This window comes from Lacrimispora sanguinis, from assembly GCF_044987295.1.
In the GTDB taxonomy this organism is placed as follows: Bacteria; Bacillota; Clostridia; order Lachnospirales; family Lachnospiraceae; genus Lacrimispora; species Lacrimispora celerecrescens_B.
Genome location: NZ_CP173277.1, coordinates 1,492,216 through 1,507,549 on the forward strand (window position 1 = coordinate 1,492,216; position 15,334 = coordinate 1,507,549).

13 protein-coding genes, 1 tRNA gene, 2 pseudogenes and 1 riboswitch are annotated in these 15,334 nt (G+C 38.7%); of the genes and pseudogenes, 8 read left to right on the plus strand and 8 right to left on the minus strand.

All coding sequences use genetic code 11. The annotated features are described in order from the left end of the window. The 6 genes from ACHZES_RS06970 to ACHZES_RS06995 form a co-directional block, all read right to left on the minus strand. Positions 1-1,608 (minus strand): sensor histidine kinase, encoded by a 1,608-nt coding sequence (locus ACHZES_RS06970; RefSeq protein WP_404820346.1) that lies wholly within the window; start codon positions 1,606-1,608, stop codon positions 1-3. A 383-nt stretch (positions 1,609-1,991) separates the two neighbouring features. After that, the gene (locus ACHZES_RS06975) at positions 1,992-2,156 is read right to left on the minus strand and encodes a hypothetical protein (protein ID WP_395548432.1); all 165 of its coding nucleotides are present in this window, start codon (positions 2,154-2,156) and stop codon (positions 1,992-1,994) included. A gap of 1 nt (position 2,157) precedes the next feature. Beyond that, entirely contained in the window at positions 2,158-2,469 is a 312-nt protein-coding gene (locus ACHZES_RS06980; protein WP_395548431.1) for a MerR family transcriptional regulator, read from the minus strand. Next, complete coding sequence (locus tag ACHZES_RS06985; protein WP_404820387.1) at positions 2,459-2,788, minus strand: MoaF C-terminal domain-containing protein; 330 nt, start codon at positions 2,786-2,788, stop codon at positions 2,459-2,461. Before ACHZES_RS06985 ends, ACHZES_RS06980 begins: the two co-directional genes overlap by 11 nt. Before the next feature lie 24 nt (positions 2,789-2,812). Continuing rightward, positions 2,813-3,127, minus strand: coding sequence for a MoaF N-terminal domain-containing protein (locus tag ACHZES_RS06990; RefSeq protein ID WP_395548430.1), 315 nt, complete (start codon positions 3,125-3,127; stop codon positions 2,813-2,815). A gap of 103 nt (positions 3,128-3,230) precedes the next feature. Next, positions 3,231-4,478 carry an ATP-binding protein gene (locus tag ACHZES_RS06995; RefSeq protein ID WP_395548429.1) on the minus strand — a complete coding sequence of 416 codons (1,248 nt, stop codon included), beginning with the start codon at positions 4,476-4,478 and terminating at the stop codon, positions 3,231-3,233. 694 nt (positions 4,479-5,172) lie between these two features. Between ACHZES_RS06995 and ACHZES_RS07000 the strand changes: the two are divergent. The 6 genes and pseudogenes from ACHZES_RS07000 to ACHZES_RS07025 form a co-directional block, all read left to right on the plus strand. Then, positions 5,173-5,343: pseudogene (locus tag ACHZES_RS07000) on the plus strand (PrgI family protein); the annotation flags it as partial. Further along, a pseudogene (locus ACHZES_RS07005) lies at positions 5,270-7,403 on the plus strand (VirB4-like conjugal transfer ATPase, CD1110 family). The pseudogenes ACHZES_RS07000 and ACHZES_RS07005, both read left to right, overlap by 74 nt. A 79-nt stretch (positions 7,404-7,482) precedes the next feature. Beyond that, entirely contained in the window at positions 7,483-8,568 is a 1,086-nt protein-coding gene (locus ACHZES_RS07010; RefSeq protein ID WP_395548428.1) for a hypothetical protein, read from the plus strand. A gap of 57 nt (positions 8,569-8,625) precedes the next feature. After that, complete coding sequence (locus tag ACHZES_RS07015; protein ID WP_395548427.1) at positions 8,626-8,856, plus strand: hypothetical protein; 231 nt, start codon at positions 8,626-8,628, stop codon at positions 8,854-8,856. Between the two features lie 113 nt (positions 8,857-8,969). Further along, positions 8,970-9,653, plus strand: a complete 684-nt coding sequence (locus tag ACHZES_RS07020; protein ID WP_395548426.1) for a hypothetical protein — start codon at positions 8,970-8,972, stop codon at positions 9,651-9,653. 83 nt (positions 9,654-9,736) lie between these two features. Then, positions 9,737-11,254: a PIN domain-containing protein gene (locus ACHZES_RS07025; protein ID WP_395548425.1), complete on the plus strand. Its 1,518-nt coding sequence runs from the start codon at positions 9,737-9,739 to the stop codon at positions 11,252-11,254. 126 nt (positions 11,255-11,380) lie between these two features. On the opposite strand, the gene ACHZES_RS07030 is transcribed toward ACHZES_RS07025, so the two are convergent. Beyond that, positions 11,381-11,453, minus strand: a tRNA-Ala gene (locus ACHZES_RS07030). Between the two features lie 211 nt (positions 11,454-11,664). Next, a riboswitch (FMN riboswitch) is annotated at positions 11,665-11,781 on the plus strand. Positions 11,782-11,864: 83 nt separating this feature from the next. Here ACHZES_RS07030 and ACHZES_RS07035 point away from each other — a divergent pair. Next, positions 11,865-12,533, plus strand: a complete 669-nt coding sequence (locus tag ACHZES_RS07035; protein ID WP_395548424.1) for an ECF transporter S component — start codon at positions 11,865-11,867, stop codon at positions 12,531-12,533. A 329-nt stretch (positions 12,534-12,862) separates the two neighbouring features. Then, positions 12,863-13,663: a CPBP family intramembrane glutamic endopeptidase gene (locus ACHZES_RS07040; RefSeq protein ID WP_395548423.1), complete on the plus strand. Its 801-nt coding sequence runs from the start codon at positions 12,863-12,865 to the stop codon at positions 13,661-13,663. Positions 13,664-13,795: 132 nt separating this feature from the next. On the opposite strand, the gene ACHZES_RS07045 is transcribed toward ACHZES_RS07040, so the two are convergent. After that, entirely contained in the window at positions 13,796-15,274 is a 1,479-nt protein-coding gene (locus ACHZES_RS07045; RefSeq protein WP_038277886.1) for an L-fucose/L-arabinose isomerase family protein, read from the minus strand. Positions 15,275-15,334 lie beyond the last annotated feature (60 nt).

A 15,334-nucleotide genomic window follows, 5' to 3' on the forward strand; every position in this document is an offset into this window, starting at 1 on the left:
TTAATCCCTCCTAAGCCCTAAAACCAATTTAACCATAAGTCCTCCCAACAGACTTCGCTCAAGGAACACACCGCTGACTTCATCGTACTGCAATTGTAATCGTCTGTTAATATTAAGCAATGCCGTTACTTCTGCGTCATCAGGTTGTGATATCAACATTTTTTGCAGCTCTGAAAGTTTTTCATCTGTCAATGTGGTGCCATTATCCTCAACAATAATATGAAGTCTGTCAATATGATTTTCAAAAGAGATAGATATGATCCGGTCTTTCATGCGCTTTTCCACCGCATGTTCAAATGCATTCTCGATCAAGGGCTGTAAAATGAGCCGGGGAACGGGATATTGTTCATATTCCTCTGGACAGGAGCTGAATTTAATATCAAGATTCTTTGTAAAACGCATGGACAGAATGCTGGTATAAGTGCGTGCATGCTCAACTTCTTCACAAAAAGGGATTATATCTGCTGCGTTCCTGGTAAGATAGCGGTAGTATTCCCCCAGATGATTGGTAAACTCTAACAGGTTTTCGTCCCCCATCCGAGCCATCGTATTGATAATAAAAAAACTGTTATATAGAAAATGCGGTTTGATTTGTGCCTGAAGCTGCTTTAGTTCAGCTCGCTGAGTCAATATTTTCTGCTTATAGGCCTGATCAATTAACATATTTAAGCTATCAACCATTTTGTTGAATCTGGTATACAAATAAGCAAATTCTTTAGATCCAACATCATTTGTGTCCAAACTTATCTGAAGGTTCCCTTTTTCTACCTGCCGGAAAACCTCTACCAATTTTTTAATAGGTTTATTAATGAAGCTGTTCATAGATAATGTGAAAATTATAATTACTGTTATTGATACCATGATGAATATCCATATCCAGTTAGTAAAATTTTTCATCGGTGTAAATACCAGATTTTCAGGCAAATACCTGAGCAGCAGCATATTTAGATACTTAGACTTTGTGTACACGGAATAGCAGCGATATCCCTCTATATTACTAAGATTATTGCCACTTTTATCGACAACATTAAAATCGCCCAAAATCGCATGAGATTGTACGGGTTTCCCTGTACTTGCCATGGCGATTTCATTGGAGTTTGTTAGATCTATTAAAAACGATCCGCTATTAGGATAAATGTTAAACTGCTCTAAATCTTCTTTAAAAACATCTTGATTCAGCTCTATCTCTATCACATAGTTACTGATTCGTCCTGTTTTGTCAGAAGGATAGACGGTTGTAAGATATAAATCATCTTCATATCTGACGATTTGAGCCCCCGTCAGCCCGGCTGCGGCCTTTGTGCGTTCATATGCCCTTTCGTCTAAATCATCTACTCCCCTGGAAGACGAAATTGTTTTATTAATTGAAAATATATGTGCGCTGACATTTTTTACATAGCTACTGCTATACTCAATAGTAATAAGACGTGCCTGAAGCTGTCTCATATTGCTGACAATTTCATAATCACTCATAATGCTATACTGGACTGCGAGACGGTTCAGATGCTCATCATTTAAACAAGTGTATTGCAATATTTTAAGCCTTTCAATTTCTTTTTCCAGCTGGCTTACATAAAATTCAATCTGAGCGGTTGACGATTTTGACAACTCTTCACGTACCGTGTTGGCTCCCCAATTGCGGATATAAATTCCAAGTATAAGAATTGGAGTTATAACTATTAAAAAGATAGTTATTATTTTCTTGAAAAGACTTATATTTAGCTTATGAACTAATGAGTGCATTTTTCCCTCCCTGGTATGGCGGTTTTACGTTTGGGCCTCTAAAAGATATCTACAATCCATAATTAGTTTAAGCATATCAGGTCAGATCCTTTTTAACAATCATATATTTTTCTTTTTACCTGTGTTCCGAAGACAACCTATTAAAAATGTTGATATAGCCTATATTTACAGGTTTTTCTTCGGAGAATAGTGTAAAAGGACATAGATAAATAGGTACATCCTCGTAGTTGAAGATATACCTTTCATTATCAGTCCTTGATTTCTACCATGATCCCATCTCTATATAATTTAATGTTACCAGCCTCTAAAAATGCTTTGATCAGATGAAACTCCGTTTCAGTTACATCCAAAGATTGGTACGGGTAAACCATACAATATCGTTCCTGTTCATATTGGATAAATATTTTTCCCATTTCATAATCCTTTGCTTGGCTTATAATTCTCAGATATTGTTTCATGGAATTCTGAATCTGCGTCATCTCCATAATCAACTGTCAACTCTCCACTCACTAATTCTTTTATTTCTGCAAGTGACATTCCCATAATCTTAGAATTTTTGATCAAATCAACAAGAATGAACTGTTCCACCGTATAATAGCGATAATTGCTGTCTGCATCTACCTTTGCCGGATTAAGAAGCCCGATTTCATCGTAATAGCGCAATGTCTTTATAGGGATATTATAAAGTTTTGATAATTCTCCGATAGTAAATAAATTATTCTTCATACTCCGTCACATTCATTTCCTTTGCGTAACTCCCTACTGGGAAGTTTGTAACTTTGGTCATCTCATATGTTTCATATCCGCGGATTTTTCCATAGGAACGCATAACTGTTTCATTTAAATCTTCCATTACCGTTCCAATGGTAGGAACAACTTTTTCTAGCCATGTAAACCAATACAAATTGTCTGTAATCTTATAATAATGGCATCGATCGGTATCACACAGTCCTTTTTCAATCCCTTTGATGCAATGCCATACATAATAGTTTTCATTCAAATAAATATGCTCATATATATCATTGGTGCTATATCTAAACTGGATTCGTTTCCCAACGAGTTCTTTTGTCTACTCATGTACTTGGGTACTCTCATTAAATTCTACATTGACTGCAGCATGCTTAAAAACTGCTTTTACGGAAGTCATTCCCATCCCTTTGTCTGCCCGTTCGAACTGTGAAATCATAACCTCCTCACGATTCGGAAGTTTACCAAATAAAGTAGTCGCAATACCTTTGTTTTCATCAATCACTGTTGAAATAGAACAGGTATCTCCATAAGACTTCACAAAATCCAGAAAATAAATACCCTTTCTTGGTGATACTAAAACATAAGTTGCAGCAACCGTTTCCTCTGTGTCATTAAAGTAATAGATATCTTTCATTAAAACAGGCAGAAGAAAACCCCCAAATCTTTTTGACTTGGAGGCATTCTTCTACTCATTTAATCCTTAAATAATAAAAACCAATCGACGAAAATTGCGATTGCTATATACTCCATTGCTGTTGTCTCCACTGATCAAGCCACTGAACCAATGTTTTTCCAAGTTTGTAAATGATAACAGTATCAACATCTTTCGAATAAGTAGGAAACATCTCGTCAATACTCTGTGCCTCAACAGCGGCTTTAAAGTCATTAATTTGTGTCTTAATATAGCCCATAAATTCAATATGTTCCTGTTCACTTTCAAATACTGGTATAACCGTAAAAGCTTTATTGTACGCTATTTGATCCGCTTGGTAACATTGCTTTGTAAAAAAAAGATTGTAAGCAAGAAATTCAATACTATTTCGTATATAAGCATAGTACTTGATTGAATTGCTTATGTTAATAAGACGTACTCCTAATTCGCTATCCCAGTATGTACCTGGCTCAATGTGGTAATAAGTTTGTCTTGTGGCTTGGACTCCATAAAGCGAAATATCTAGCTTTCTACCATCCAAAAAGATATCCCATTTTGCTCTCCTACCTATTTCTCCTTCACCTATGTTCCAGTTAAATATATGAGTAAACAAATATGGGAAATCCATTACCCAAGTGCCCGTCTCAGCTCTTCCTTCGCCTATTTTAACTTCAAGACTATAATTATAATCTCGCTCAATTCTAATATCACCATATTCGCTATTGTAAAGTGTGTCGTATTCGTCGGTCGAATACCAATTATTTGAATTTTGCAGACGCTTAACAACCTTAAAATCGTCTGACCCGACCAATCCAAATCGCTTCTTCCACAAAAACTCTGCTGCCTGCTTCGTAGCGCACTCCGCCGAACTTGTGTTTCGATCCCCCACTCTACTATAAAGCACCCCTGCACGAATAATTGTCTTATTCCTTCCAGAATCAATGGTTTTTGAATAATCCTTCAACAAATAATACGGAGTAACATCACTTTTATAAATTATAAGCACGTCAACTTCTTTTCCACCAATTTCTACAGTTTTTACATCCACGTTGGGGATTTCTTCTCCTGACCAAGCTTGGGAACTAAGAAATCCGATAATGTTTTCTTGGTTTTTACGGTTACTATCTTCTGAGACACCAGTAATGTTGAATGTACTATCCTCAATACCAAATATAATATATCCGTCTTGCATATCAACGGTTGTGTTGTTAGCCATACAAATAATATCTTTAAGTAAATCTGCATTGTTGCTATGCCAGCTTTGCTTAAAATCCCAATAGCTGCCCTCTGAGGCTTTATTGATAAATGATTCTACAATACGTTGCAATTCCATTCGTATTCTCCCCCTCTTTACTTTTGTACCTATACCAGTCATATATCTCCTTTCATGGTCTATTCCACTGGTATCCACTTTACTATTATATCTTTTTAGCCTATACCCATTATAATCCCATCTCTATATTTTCACCAGTGCCTACTTACAACTCTGTCAAATATTTGAAAAAGAGGTCAATCTTTCCTTCTGTTGCATTTCCATCGCTTTGTCCTATAACACTGGCGTTTATTTTTCTTATTAGAAATTTTTTGAAATTATTCATCATCTGACTGGCAGTTCAGAGTGCTACTCTTTTCTTCTTCCCTCCTCTTGCAAAAATTTAGAAACCGGTCTTAAATTCCGTTTTTTTGCCCTGTGCATCTATGAAAACGGCAAAAAATAGGGCTAAAAATTGCTCAAAAATCAGCCATTTTTAGCCCAAAATTCACTCTCATACACAACAGCTTGTGTTCAAACCTTAATTGTTCTTTTCACCACAATACTCCATCAGAATCACCGACTCAACGTGCCTAGAGGAGATAAAAAAGATGGCCGTTGAACCTAGTATCCCCTTTTAAGAGGGTATCTTTATAAAAATAGCCTTGGATGCAAATTCTTACACAAAGTCTTGCACTTTTTTGTTAATATACACTTCGATATTACTGCATAACAATGATTTTTCATCATTCAACTCTATACATACTCAAAACTTCTACGTTTTTTAAATCCCAAGCAAAGACCCTATAAAACCAATAACTTTTATGCCGTGCTTATGCGGCAGAGCCAATTAGACAAGGAGGTTAGGAACATTGTCCAAAACAAAAAAGCAGCCGATACCCAATCTGAGCAAAGCGGACAGGCAGGAAATAAACGCCGCCATTAAAAGGACAAGACGTGAGAACAAAAAAGAAAAATCTGCACAGGATACTATCCCATATCTGATGATGTATCCAGACGGGATATGCCGGGTAACGGATAAGCTCTATACTAAGACCATGCAGTTTCAAGATATTAACTATCAGCTTGCACAGAACGAGGATAAGACAGCTATTTTTGAGAGCTGGTGTGATTTCCTCAATTATTTTGACAGCTCCATCAAGTTTCAGCTATCGTTTCTGAACATGACTGCCAACGCACAGGACTATGAAAGCAGCATTGCCATTAAGCCTCAGCAGGACGATTTTGACAGTATCCGTACCGAGTACAGCGGAATGCTGCACAATCAGCTTTCAAAGGGCAACAACGGCTTGACTAAAACAAAGTATCTTACTTTTGGCATTGATGCTGACAGCGTGAAAATCGCAAAGCCACGGTTAGAGCGAATTGAAAATGACCTGTGGAACAGCTTTAAGCGGTTAGGCGTTTCAGTAGAAAACCTGAACGAAAAGGAACGGCTGAAGCTCTGCCATAACATTCTTATAATGGATGGCAACGAACCGTTCCGCTTTGATTGGAAATGGCTCGCTCCACCAGGGCTGTCTACCAAGGATTATATCGCTCCGTCCTCCTTTGAGTTTCGTGATGGCAGAATATTTATGACAGGTGGAAAATTTGGTGCAGTATCCTTTTTGCAGATACTTGCCCCCGAACTGAATGACCGCATTTTAGCAGATTTCCTTGATATGGAAAGTAATCTGCTCATCACTATGCACATTCAGTCGGTAGATCAGACAAAAGCTATCAAGACCATCAAAAGAAAAATAACCGATCTCGACAAGATGAAGATTGAAGAACAAAAGAAAGCGGTACGCTCCGGCTATGATATGGACATTATCCCCTCCGACCTTGCCACCTATGGCGGCGAGGCAAAAAAACTGCTTTCAGATTTGCAAAGCCACAACGAGAGAATGTTCCTTTTGACTTTCGTGCTGCTCAATACAGCCGATACCAAACAGCAGCTTGAAAATACTGTGTTTCAAGCATCAGGCATTGCCCAAAAGCACAACTGCACCTTGGTGAGATTGGACTTTCAGCAAGAACAGGGTTTTATGTCCTCTCTGCCATTGGGACTAAATCAGAATGAAATTCAGCGAAGTCTGACCACCTCCGCAACGGCAATTTTTATCCCTTTTACCACGCAGGAATTGTTTCAATCAGGCGGTGAGGCTCTCTATTATGGACTGAACGCCCTTTCTAACAATCTCATCATGGTAGACCGTAAAAGGCTCAAAAATCCCAACGGTCTAATTTTAGGAACACCGGGCAGTGGTAAATCTTTTTCGGCAAAACGGGAAATCACCAATATTTTTCTCATTACAACCGATGACATCATCATATGTGATCCGGAGGCAGCCTATCTTGGGTGATCTTTATGATGTACTTGGTAAGCAGGAGGAAAAAGAGGCACAGCACATCAGATCCGCCCTTGAAATCTATGTCAAAGGCTCTCTCAATGTATTCAACCATCGTACCAATGTGGATATTACCAACCGCCTTGTCTGCTTTGACATCAAGGAATTGGGCAAGCAGCTTAAAAAGCTAGGTATGCTTGTGGTGCAAGATCAAGTCTGGAACAGAGTAACGGTAAACCGTGCCGAAAAACGCTCTACACGCTACTATATGGATGAGTTCCATTTGCTTTTAAAAGAAGAACAGACTGCCGCCTATTCGGTGGAAATTTGGAAACGCTTTAGAAAATGGGGCGGCATCCCGACGGGAATTACGCAAAACATCAAAGACCTCCTATCCTCCCGTGAGGTAGAGAATATCTTTGAAAACTCTGACTTCATCTATATGCTCAACCAAGCATCGGGTGACAGACAAATCCTTGCAAAGCAGCTTAATATCTCGCCCCACCAGCTTTCTTATGTGACTCACTCCGGCGAGGGCGAAGGGCTGCTCTTTTATGGCAATGTGATTTTGCCATTCGTGGATAAGTTCCCGAAAGACACTGAGCTGTATCGCATTATGACCACCAAACTCACCGAAACTGTTAGGGAGTAGGAGTTACAATGCTCATAAGTTTTCTCTATAAAAAAAAGAAATTATGCGATATAATAACAAGAGAAAGGGGTGATGAGCTTTGGAATATGATATGCTACCAAAAAAGTTTTGGGGAAAACAGGATTACTTGTTGTACGTTTATGATGTAATTGCTGATATGATACGACAAGCTGATAGAAAAGAGCTTTCATCTTTCCATTTGACATTTGAAACAGAACAGCAGGCACAATCATTTGAAAAAGCTGAGGATATGCTTGAATGGATGGATAAAAATAATAAACATGACATTTCCTTGAAAATGTTTGAAAGTCATGTGTTCTTCAGCTTACTTAAAGACTTTTGTTTTTATATTTACGAATCCATAAGTTGTGCCAGTCGGGGAAAAGTTACAGTTGCATATTCATTATTAAGAAAGCCATTGAGGGATAACTTGCTATATCTTGAATGGCTATTAGCTGACAAGGAGGAATTTTATAAAAGTTTTTTATATGGCGATGTCCAGTCCTGTGATGTGGCAAACTACAAAGTCTTTGATAGGACAAGAATTAGAAAAATCATTAAAGAGGCAAGTAGTAAGTCCTATATGGGGCAATCAGTAAATTCAAATAACATAGTTTATAGGTTTAGATTCAATAGCAAAGAGGATATTGGCTTACAAAGAATTTGGAATCAATCCATGCACTTAGTGACCTCATCGCCTAATTATGCAACCGAAAATGGAAATTTGAATTTTGTCTTTGCAGATGCAAAAATTTGGGATGATTACTGGAACTATTACTATCTTGTAGTGCCTCAAATTATGGCGTATGCTTTAGAAATTTGTGAAGCTCTTTTCCTTAATGTTTGTAATGCAGATACATTTGAACTATTATTAAACCGTATTATTCGAATAAACAAATACATGAAGGTTATACCTGAAACAGATGAGCAGACAGAGGTTAGAGGCTTAGCACAGGAACTCATTAAAACACTTGAAGAAAGTAATGTCACGGCTCAAATGAAATGCCAGAATTGCTCTAAAGATATTGCTATTACAACAGATGTAATAAAACAAATGATTGAAAATTGGGCAATAATATGTCCTCATTGCCAACAAGAACATAATATTTGTAAGTATTACAACGAGATTGAATATTCAGTAGAAAGCGATACCGATACAGTATAGAAGCCCACCCACTGCGGTGGGTTTTCTTATGCCTAAAATTAAGAAAGGAGGTGTTCTATGAGTAAAAAGAGCAAAAAGCCGTTCCGTCCTGTGGGCAAGGTATCACGCCTTACCTTTACTGAAGAAGAACGTGCTGACCCTACCCTTGAAAAGCCACTGAAAAAGGCAGAAAAAGCTGGAGACAAATTAGAGCAAGCATATGGTAAAATCCCCAAAAAGAAAAATATTGCAGCAGAACGCACCGTTAATGCCGACACAGGCAAAAAGACGGTGCGTTTGTATTTTTAAGAAATCGACAAACCTAAGTCCCCTCCAAGCTGTCCCATGATGTTAAGAATATCCCTCAAAGGGAGCTGCTCAATAAAATCCATAAAGAGATCCGTGAGGGTGAGCAGGACAATGTGGGCGTGGAGTCTGCTCATAAGTCCGAACAGGCGGTAGAGTTTGGGGTGAGACGGATACAGAGTGCTTACAACAGCCATAGACTAAAGCCTTATCGTCAGCTTGCCAAAGCTGAAAAACAGACGGTCAAAGCTGAAACAAATTATTTGTATCATAAACGTCTGCGTGATGACCCATTGCTTGCTTCTAACCCCATATCTAGATGGCAGCAAAAACAAGCCATTAAAAAAGAATATATTGCCGCCCGTTATGGCAAGAGCGCAAAAACAGCACAGAAAACCGCTGAAAATACCAAAACAGCGTTTTTACAGGGTATCTGCGATATGATAGAAAGCCTTGTACAGGCCTATGAGGTAATTAAGGGCGCTGATGTACTGTTCCCTTCAAAGGTTGAAAGCATCGGTATATGCCCTCGCTGCGGCAGCAATGTTGCCGAGAATAAAAAGGGCTTTTGTTGTTCTGATAAGTCTTGCGGCTTTGCCCTTTGGAAAGAAAATAAGTTTTTTACCTCCAAGAAAAAGACCCTCACGAAAGCGGTTGCTACAGAGCTTTTGAAAAACGGCAGGATCAAACTCACAGGCTGCTATTCCGAAAAAACTGGCAAGACCTATGATGCCTTAATTATCCTTGATGATACGGGCGGTAAATATGTGAATTTCAAAATGGAGTTTGTTAAAAAATAGAAGTTCATTTACTTTTCCAATAGATTTTTAGTTGTTGCACATGGTAAAATATTTAAAACACTTAAAATGTAAGGAGGTTACATGTGAAATACTTACTTATGGATACCAATATATTCTTAGATATGATTATTGACAGAAAAAACAATGTATCTAAAGAGTTGGTAAATACATTTATAAAGCTATTAGATTTTAATCAAGTAAAACTTATTATACCATCTATTGTCGCTTATGAAACTAGTAAACACATCGAAGAACAATTATTTGAGGTAGACAAAAAAATTAAAAATGCTATTAAGGCAATTGATGAGATTTATGGGATCAATGGTTACACTATAGAAGGTCTTGAGGTAAAAGACTACAAAAAGAATTCAAGAAAGGAATTAACCATTTTAAAGGAAAGATATAAAACAAGTCATGCTCAGTATCTAGAAGAAATTCAATCACTTGTTCAAAAAATCATTCAGCATCCAAATTCTATTATAATCGAGGACAGTGATATTCTGAATGCCGCCTGTTTACAGAGAAGAATATATAAAAAGGCCCCTTTCCACATTGAGAAAAAAGAATCTTTTGCAGATGGATTGATTGTAGAAACTTTGTTGCATATTAGAGATTTAGTTCCATTAGCAGACAAAGATAAAATAATCTTTGTTACGGGAAATACCAGTGATTTCTCAGATAGCACTGCAAAAGATGCTCTACATGTAGATATACAAAAGGATATAGTAAAGAAGAATTTAGAAAACAAAATAAAATATGTAACACAATTTAGTAAATTAGTAGCAATAGATTTAGAAGCCGAAGCAAAAGAAGCAAACCTATATGAAGAGTTTGAAAAAGAGTTTCGTGAGAATGAAGAACAAGAGCAATTATTACTTGATGCAGAATTAGAGGATTACGAACGAGAATCTGTGGGATTATCTTCTCTTGGTGGATTTGAAGATAATTTCCTTGACAACTTCCGTGAATCTCCTTTTGTTGAAACTGTGGTTGGATTATTCGAAAGGCTAAATAAGTGCTATAGTGATGCAGAAGAATTAAACTACTTCTATTCAGAAGAGCTCCCAGATTTCATTTCTGCTATAGAGATAGATAGTATCAACTCCTTTATAACTAAATGGAATGAGTTGTTTTTAAAAAACGAAGAATATTTAACAGAATCTAATATAAGCGGCATTTTATATATTTTTGATACGCTACAAAGTAAAGCAACAGGGTACGATTTTTCTGAATGCATAACTAGCTTGCCCGATTATCTGGACTATGGGGATAATATTGATTTCTATGGGAAAAGTAGAAAAAAATATACATTGAAAATGGATGAGCTATATCTCTCTTGCGACAATGGTGAAACTGATCAATTAGACATCACTTTATTCAATTGTAGAGGTGAATCTTTAGGAATGGGTTCTATTAACCTTACCTACGGCTTTGTCGAATTTGATGATGATGGTAACGTAGGTGATGCTTGCGACGAAGATATCGAATATTGTACCACCGACATTATTTCTGCTTTAGAAAATATTGTGATAGAATTTGAGGAGAGTGTTGAATCTGATAAAGTCATTTTAGAACAACTCCAAACTGAACTTAATATTTAGATAGTTATGTTAAGCACCTATCAAAATGAAAATGTGCCTTTTTTGCCCTTGATTTATCAAGTGTCCCGTCTCTATAAAGTTATAATTTAAGCCACAGGCTTCTATGCCTGTGGCTTATTGTTTAAGTGGAGATAGTGGGATTCGAACCCATGACCTCTTGAATGCCATTCAAGCGCTCTCCCAGCTGAGCTATACCCCCGTATGGTCGAAAACCCTTTATCTATGCGGGTTTCCAGCATTTTACTTTTTTAAATCTACTTCTTCTTTGAGGGGTTGTTTACCGGATATCTTGCGCTCCCAGCTGAGCTATACCCCCATGTCCGCTATTATAGCAAAGCATTAAAAAAATTGCAACAACATATTGCATTTATTTTTTAAAATGTTATAATAATTCAAGAACATTTGAATATAGTTGTCTTCAGGGCAGGGTGAAATTCCCGACCGGCGGTAAAGTCCGCGAGCGCAAATTGCGCAGAATTGGTGTAATTCCAATACCGACAGTATAGTCTGGATGAAAGAAGATGTGTTAAATAGTGATAATACACCTGTTTATTTTTAACACCTGAAAGGCATACTTTCAGGTGTTACTTATTTTTCAGGAGGCTTTACCATGAATATGACAAAGCAAACAAGTAAACTCACCCTCATGGCCATGCTCTGTGCGCTGGCCTTTGTAGCCGTTGTGGCGATCCGGATCCCTCTGATCCCCTTGCTGCCTTTCTTAGAGTATGAACCCAAGGATGTTATTATCCTTACCGGCGGCTTCTTATTCGGACCAATGTCAGCAGCGCTGATCTCCGTCATCGTGGCTTTTGTGGAGATGTTTACCATCAGCAGCACCGGACCCATTGGACTGATCATGAACGTTCTTTCTTCGGTGGCATTTGTCTGTCCGGCGGCTTACCTCTATAAGAAACGGCATTCCCTTTTTGGTGCATTCCTTGGCATGGTGGCAGGTACCTTACTCATGACTCTGGTCATGGTCTTGTGGAACTACCTGATCACCCCAATTTATATGGGATATCCAAGGGACGCCGTGGTAAAGCTTCTACTCCCTGCATTCGTACCCTTTAACCTTTTAAAGGGAGGAATCAACACGGCCCTGACTCTTCTTATCTATAAGCCATTAGTCACCACGCTCAGAAAATCGAATCTCATGGTTCCGGCTTCAACGGATGCACCAAAAAAGCGCACTTTCAATCTTGGTATGACTCTTGCTGCAGGGATCATATTAATAACCTGTGTTCTGGCTGTCCTGGTTATGAAGGGAATTATCTAATCAAAAAGCATAAAAAAGAAGGAAAATCCCCGTAAGGTACGCACTCAATAAATAATATTATATAACGCACGGCATAGTCAGTTTCGGCTATGCCGTTTTGCTATTTGTTTCTTTCATATCCGGCAGTTCTATCATACAAACATAGTTGTAATGGATTACTACCTTCTCCCCCGCACCTCCTGTTTATCCACAAGGTTGGAAAACGGGTTGAAAATGAAAACTTCCCCTACATATGGATAAATATGGTATAATGGAGACAGGAAGAAAACCGAAATCCGCTTAGGGTACTAAAATATAATCCATCCTTCAACATGTGAGGTAAAGAAATCATGACAAACAAAAAAATCATAGTACAATTTACAATCCTGACATTTTCCATAGCCTATCTTGTTTCAGGTGCATTGATTATTCTTGGACAATTCGGATATTCGGTTTACAATTGGGTTCACACGTTACAACAATTCGTGATGAATATTCCTTTTTCAATCTATATCTTATCGCCCGCTATTGCCTCCTATATCGTTCTGAAGAAAAATAACAAAATAGCAAATTTTAAGGAATGGCTGAAAACCGTTTTTTACGCCAAAAATAACATATATCCCTATTTATTCGTAGTTGCAGGGCTTGCACTGTATTTTTCGATACATATAGTAGTTACAGGCCGCACAGAAATGGTGCTTCCATTTTATACGTTCTTCCTTTCTCTTCCTGGCTGTCTTATAATCGGCGGTTTGGAGGAATCTGGCTGGATGTACATATTGCAGCCTGAGCTTGATAAAAAATATGGGTATGTTTTATCTTCAATTTTTGCCGGTATCATTTGGACCTTTTGGCATATCCCTCTCTTCTTCATTCCGGGGACGAATCACGGAGATGGACTCATTAACTTTTGGATGTTTGCAGTTCAACTCATGGCATTTCGGTTTTTCAACGGGGCAATCTACAAAATATCAGGAAAAGGCCGTGTGTTTATGTGTGTATTATTCCACACCATGTTCAATGCGGCATCCCCCATCTTTGGCACCATGACTATGACTTGGGCCGGAACAATTGCCGCAAATTCTGCGCTTATTCTTGTTTCAATTATAACCGTTGTGATATACGATAAAAAGAGCAGACGAATCGCATAAGCAAGCATTTAGGGTAACCCTTTAGACCCTCGTTGTGCATGTCAAAGCTTCGCCCCGCCCCTCTCAACGCAAAAGACGGACTATCAGCTTCACGCCGATAGTCCGTTTTTGTTATCACATTGTCAAATTATTTTAACAAAATGGATTTTCTGATTTATAAAGCATTCCCTTTGGCTGATTAAATCCAATCTCTTCTACCCCAAGGTACTTAAACACTTCAAATAAAGCCTTGCCATAATGTCCGAAAGCAACTGCTCCATGATGAGGGAAGTTCTTCTCGATCAGCACATGGCGGTAAAATCTTCCCATTTCCGGAATAGCGAAAACACCGATGGAACCAAAGGAACGGGTGGCTACAGGAAGCACCTCTCCCTGGGCAACGTATGCACGGAGTAAATTGTCCGCAGTGCTCTGAAGACGGAAGAATGTAATATCGCCAGGAGCGATATCGCCCTCAAGAGTTCCCTGGGTAACCTCTTCTGGGAGTGCTCTTGCCATGATCATCTGATATTTCATCGTGCAGGAAGAAAGCTTTCTGGAGCATGTGTTTCCGCAATGGAAGCCCATAAAGGTATCCTGGTGGGTATAATCATGCTTACCCTTAATATCTCCCTCATACATATCGGCAGGAACCGTATTATTAATGTCAAGCAGGGTTACAGCATCCATGCTTACGCAGGTTCCGATGAATTCACTGAGAGCTCCGTAAATGTCCACTTCACAGGAAACCGGGATGCCCATTCCTGTCAGACGGCTGTTTACATAGCAGGGAACACAGCCAAACTGAGTCTGGAATGCTGGCCAGCATTTTCCTGCAATGGCTACATATTTCCGGTATCCCTTGTGGGCCTCTACCCAATCCAACAGGGTGAGTTCATACTGAGCAAGCTTTGGAAGAATTTCCGGCTTCTGGTTTCCTTCTCCCAGTTCCTTTTCCATATCTTTTACCACATCAGGGATTCTTGGATCGTTTGCATGCTTATTGAAGGCCTCAAACAGATCCAGTTCAGAGTTCTCCTCAATCTCAACACCCAAGTTATAAAGCTGTTTAATGGGGGCATTGCATGCAAGGAAGTTTAAGGGGCGTGGGCCGAAGCTTATGATTTTCAACTGGGAAAGTCCTACCAGAGTTCTGGCAATAGGAAGGAATTCCTCGATCATGTCGGCACATTCCTCAGCCGTTCCCACCGGATATTCCGGTATGTATGCTTTAATATTTCTAAGTTTTAAATTATAGCTTGCATTTAACATTCCGCAGTATGCATCCCCACGTCCCTGGGTTAAGTTATCTCCGCTTTCCTCAGCAGCTGCAATAAACATAACCGGTCCGTCAAAATGCTTTGCAAGAAGGGTCTCTGAAATTTCAGGTCCGAAGTTACCTAAATAGACTACCAGTGCATCACAGCCAGCTTTCTTCACATCCTCCAGAGCCTGAACCATGTGGATTTCACTTTCTACGATACATACTGGACTCTCGTAGATATTTGCGGCATCATACTTTGCGCTATACGCCTCCACCAATGCTTTTCTTCTGTTTACTGATAAAGCTTCCGGGAAACAGTCCCTGCTTACCGCTACGATTCCTATTTTTATTTCTGGGATATTATTCATTCTATAACTCCTCCTGTTGTTATTCAGGCATGTTCCTTAGGAATATATGCCTGTGATTTT

What these genes read in the sequence shown, in the direction of transcription:
- ACHZES_RS07040 (WP_395548423.1), top strand. Translation starts at nt 12,863, where the DNA reads ATGACAAACAAAAAAATCATAGTACAATTTACAATCCTGACATTTTCC.
- ACHZES_RS07015 (WP_395548427.1), top strand. Translation starts at nt 8,626, where the DNA reads ATGAGTAAAAAGAGCAAAAAGCCGTTCCGTCCTGTGGGCAAGGTATCA.
- ACHZES_RS07045 (WP_038277886.1), bottom strand. Translation starts at nt 15,274, where the DNA reads ATGAATAATATCCCAGAAATAAAAATAGGAATCGTAGCGGTAAGCAGG.
- ACHZES_RS06995 (WP_395548429.1), bottom strand. Translation starts at nt 4,478, where the DNA reads ATGGAATTGCAACGTATTGTAGAATCATTTATCAATAAAGCCTCAGAG.
- ACHZES_RS06975 (WP_395548432.1), bottom strand. Translation starts at nt 2,156, where the DNA reads ATGGGAAAAATATTTATCCAATATGAACAGGAACGATATTGTATGGTT.
- ACHZES_RS06990 (WP_395548430.1), bottom strand. Translation starts at nt 3,127, where the DNA reads ATGAAAGATATCTATTACTTTAATGACACAGAGGAAACGGTTGCTGCA.
- ACHZES_RS07035 (WP_395548424.1), top strand. Translation starts at nt 11,865, where the DNA reads ATGAATATGACAAAGCAAACAAGTAAACTCACCCTCATGGCCATGCTC.
- ACHZES_RS06980 (WP_395548431.1), bottom strand. Translation starts at nt 2,469, where the DNA reads ATGAAGAATAATTTATTTACTATCGGAGAATTATCAAAACTTTATAAT.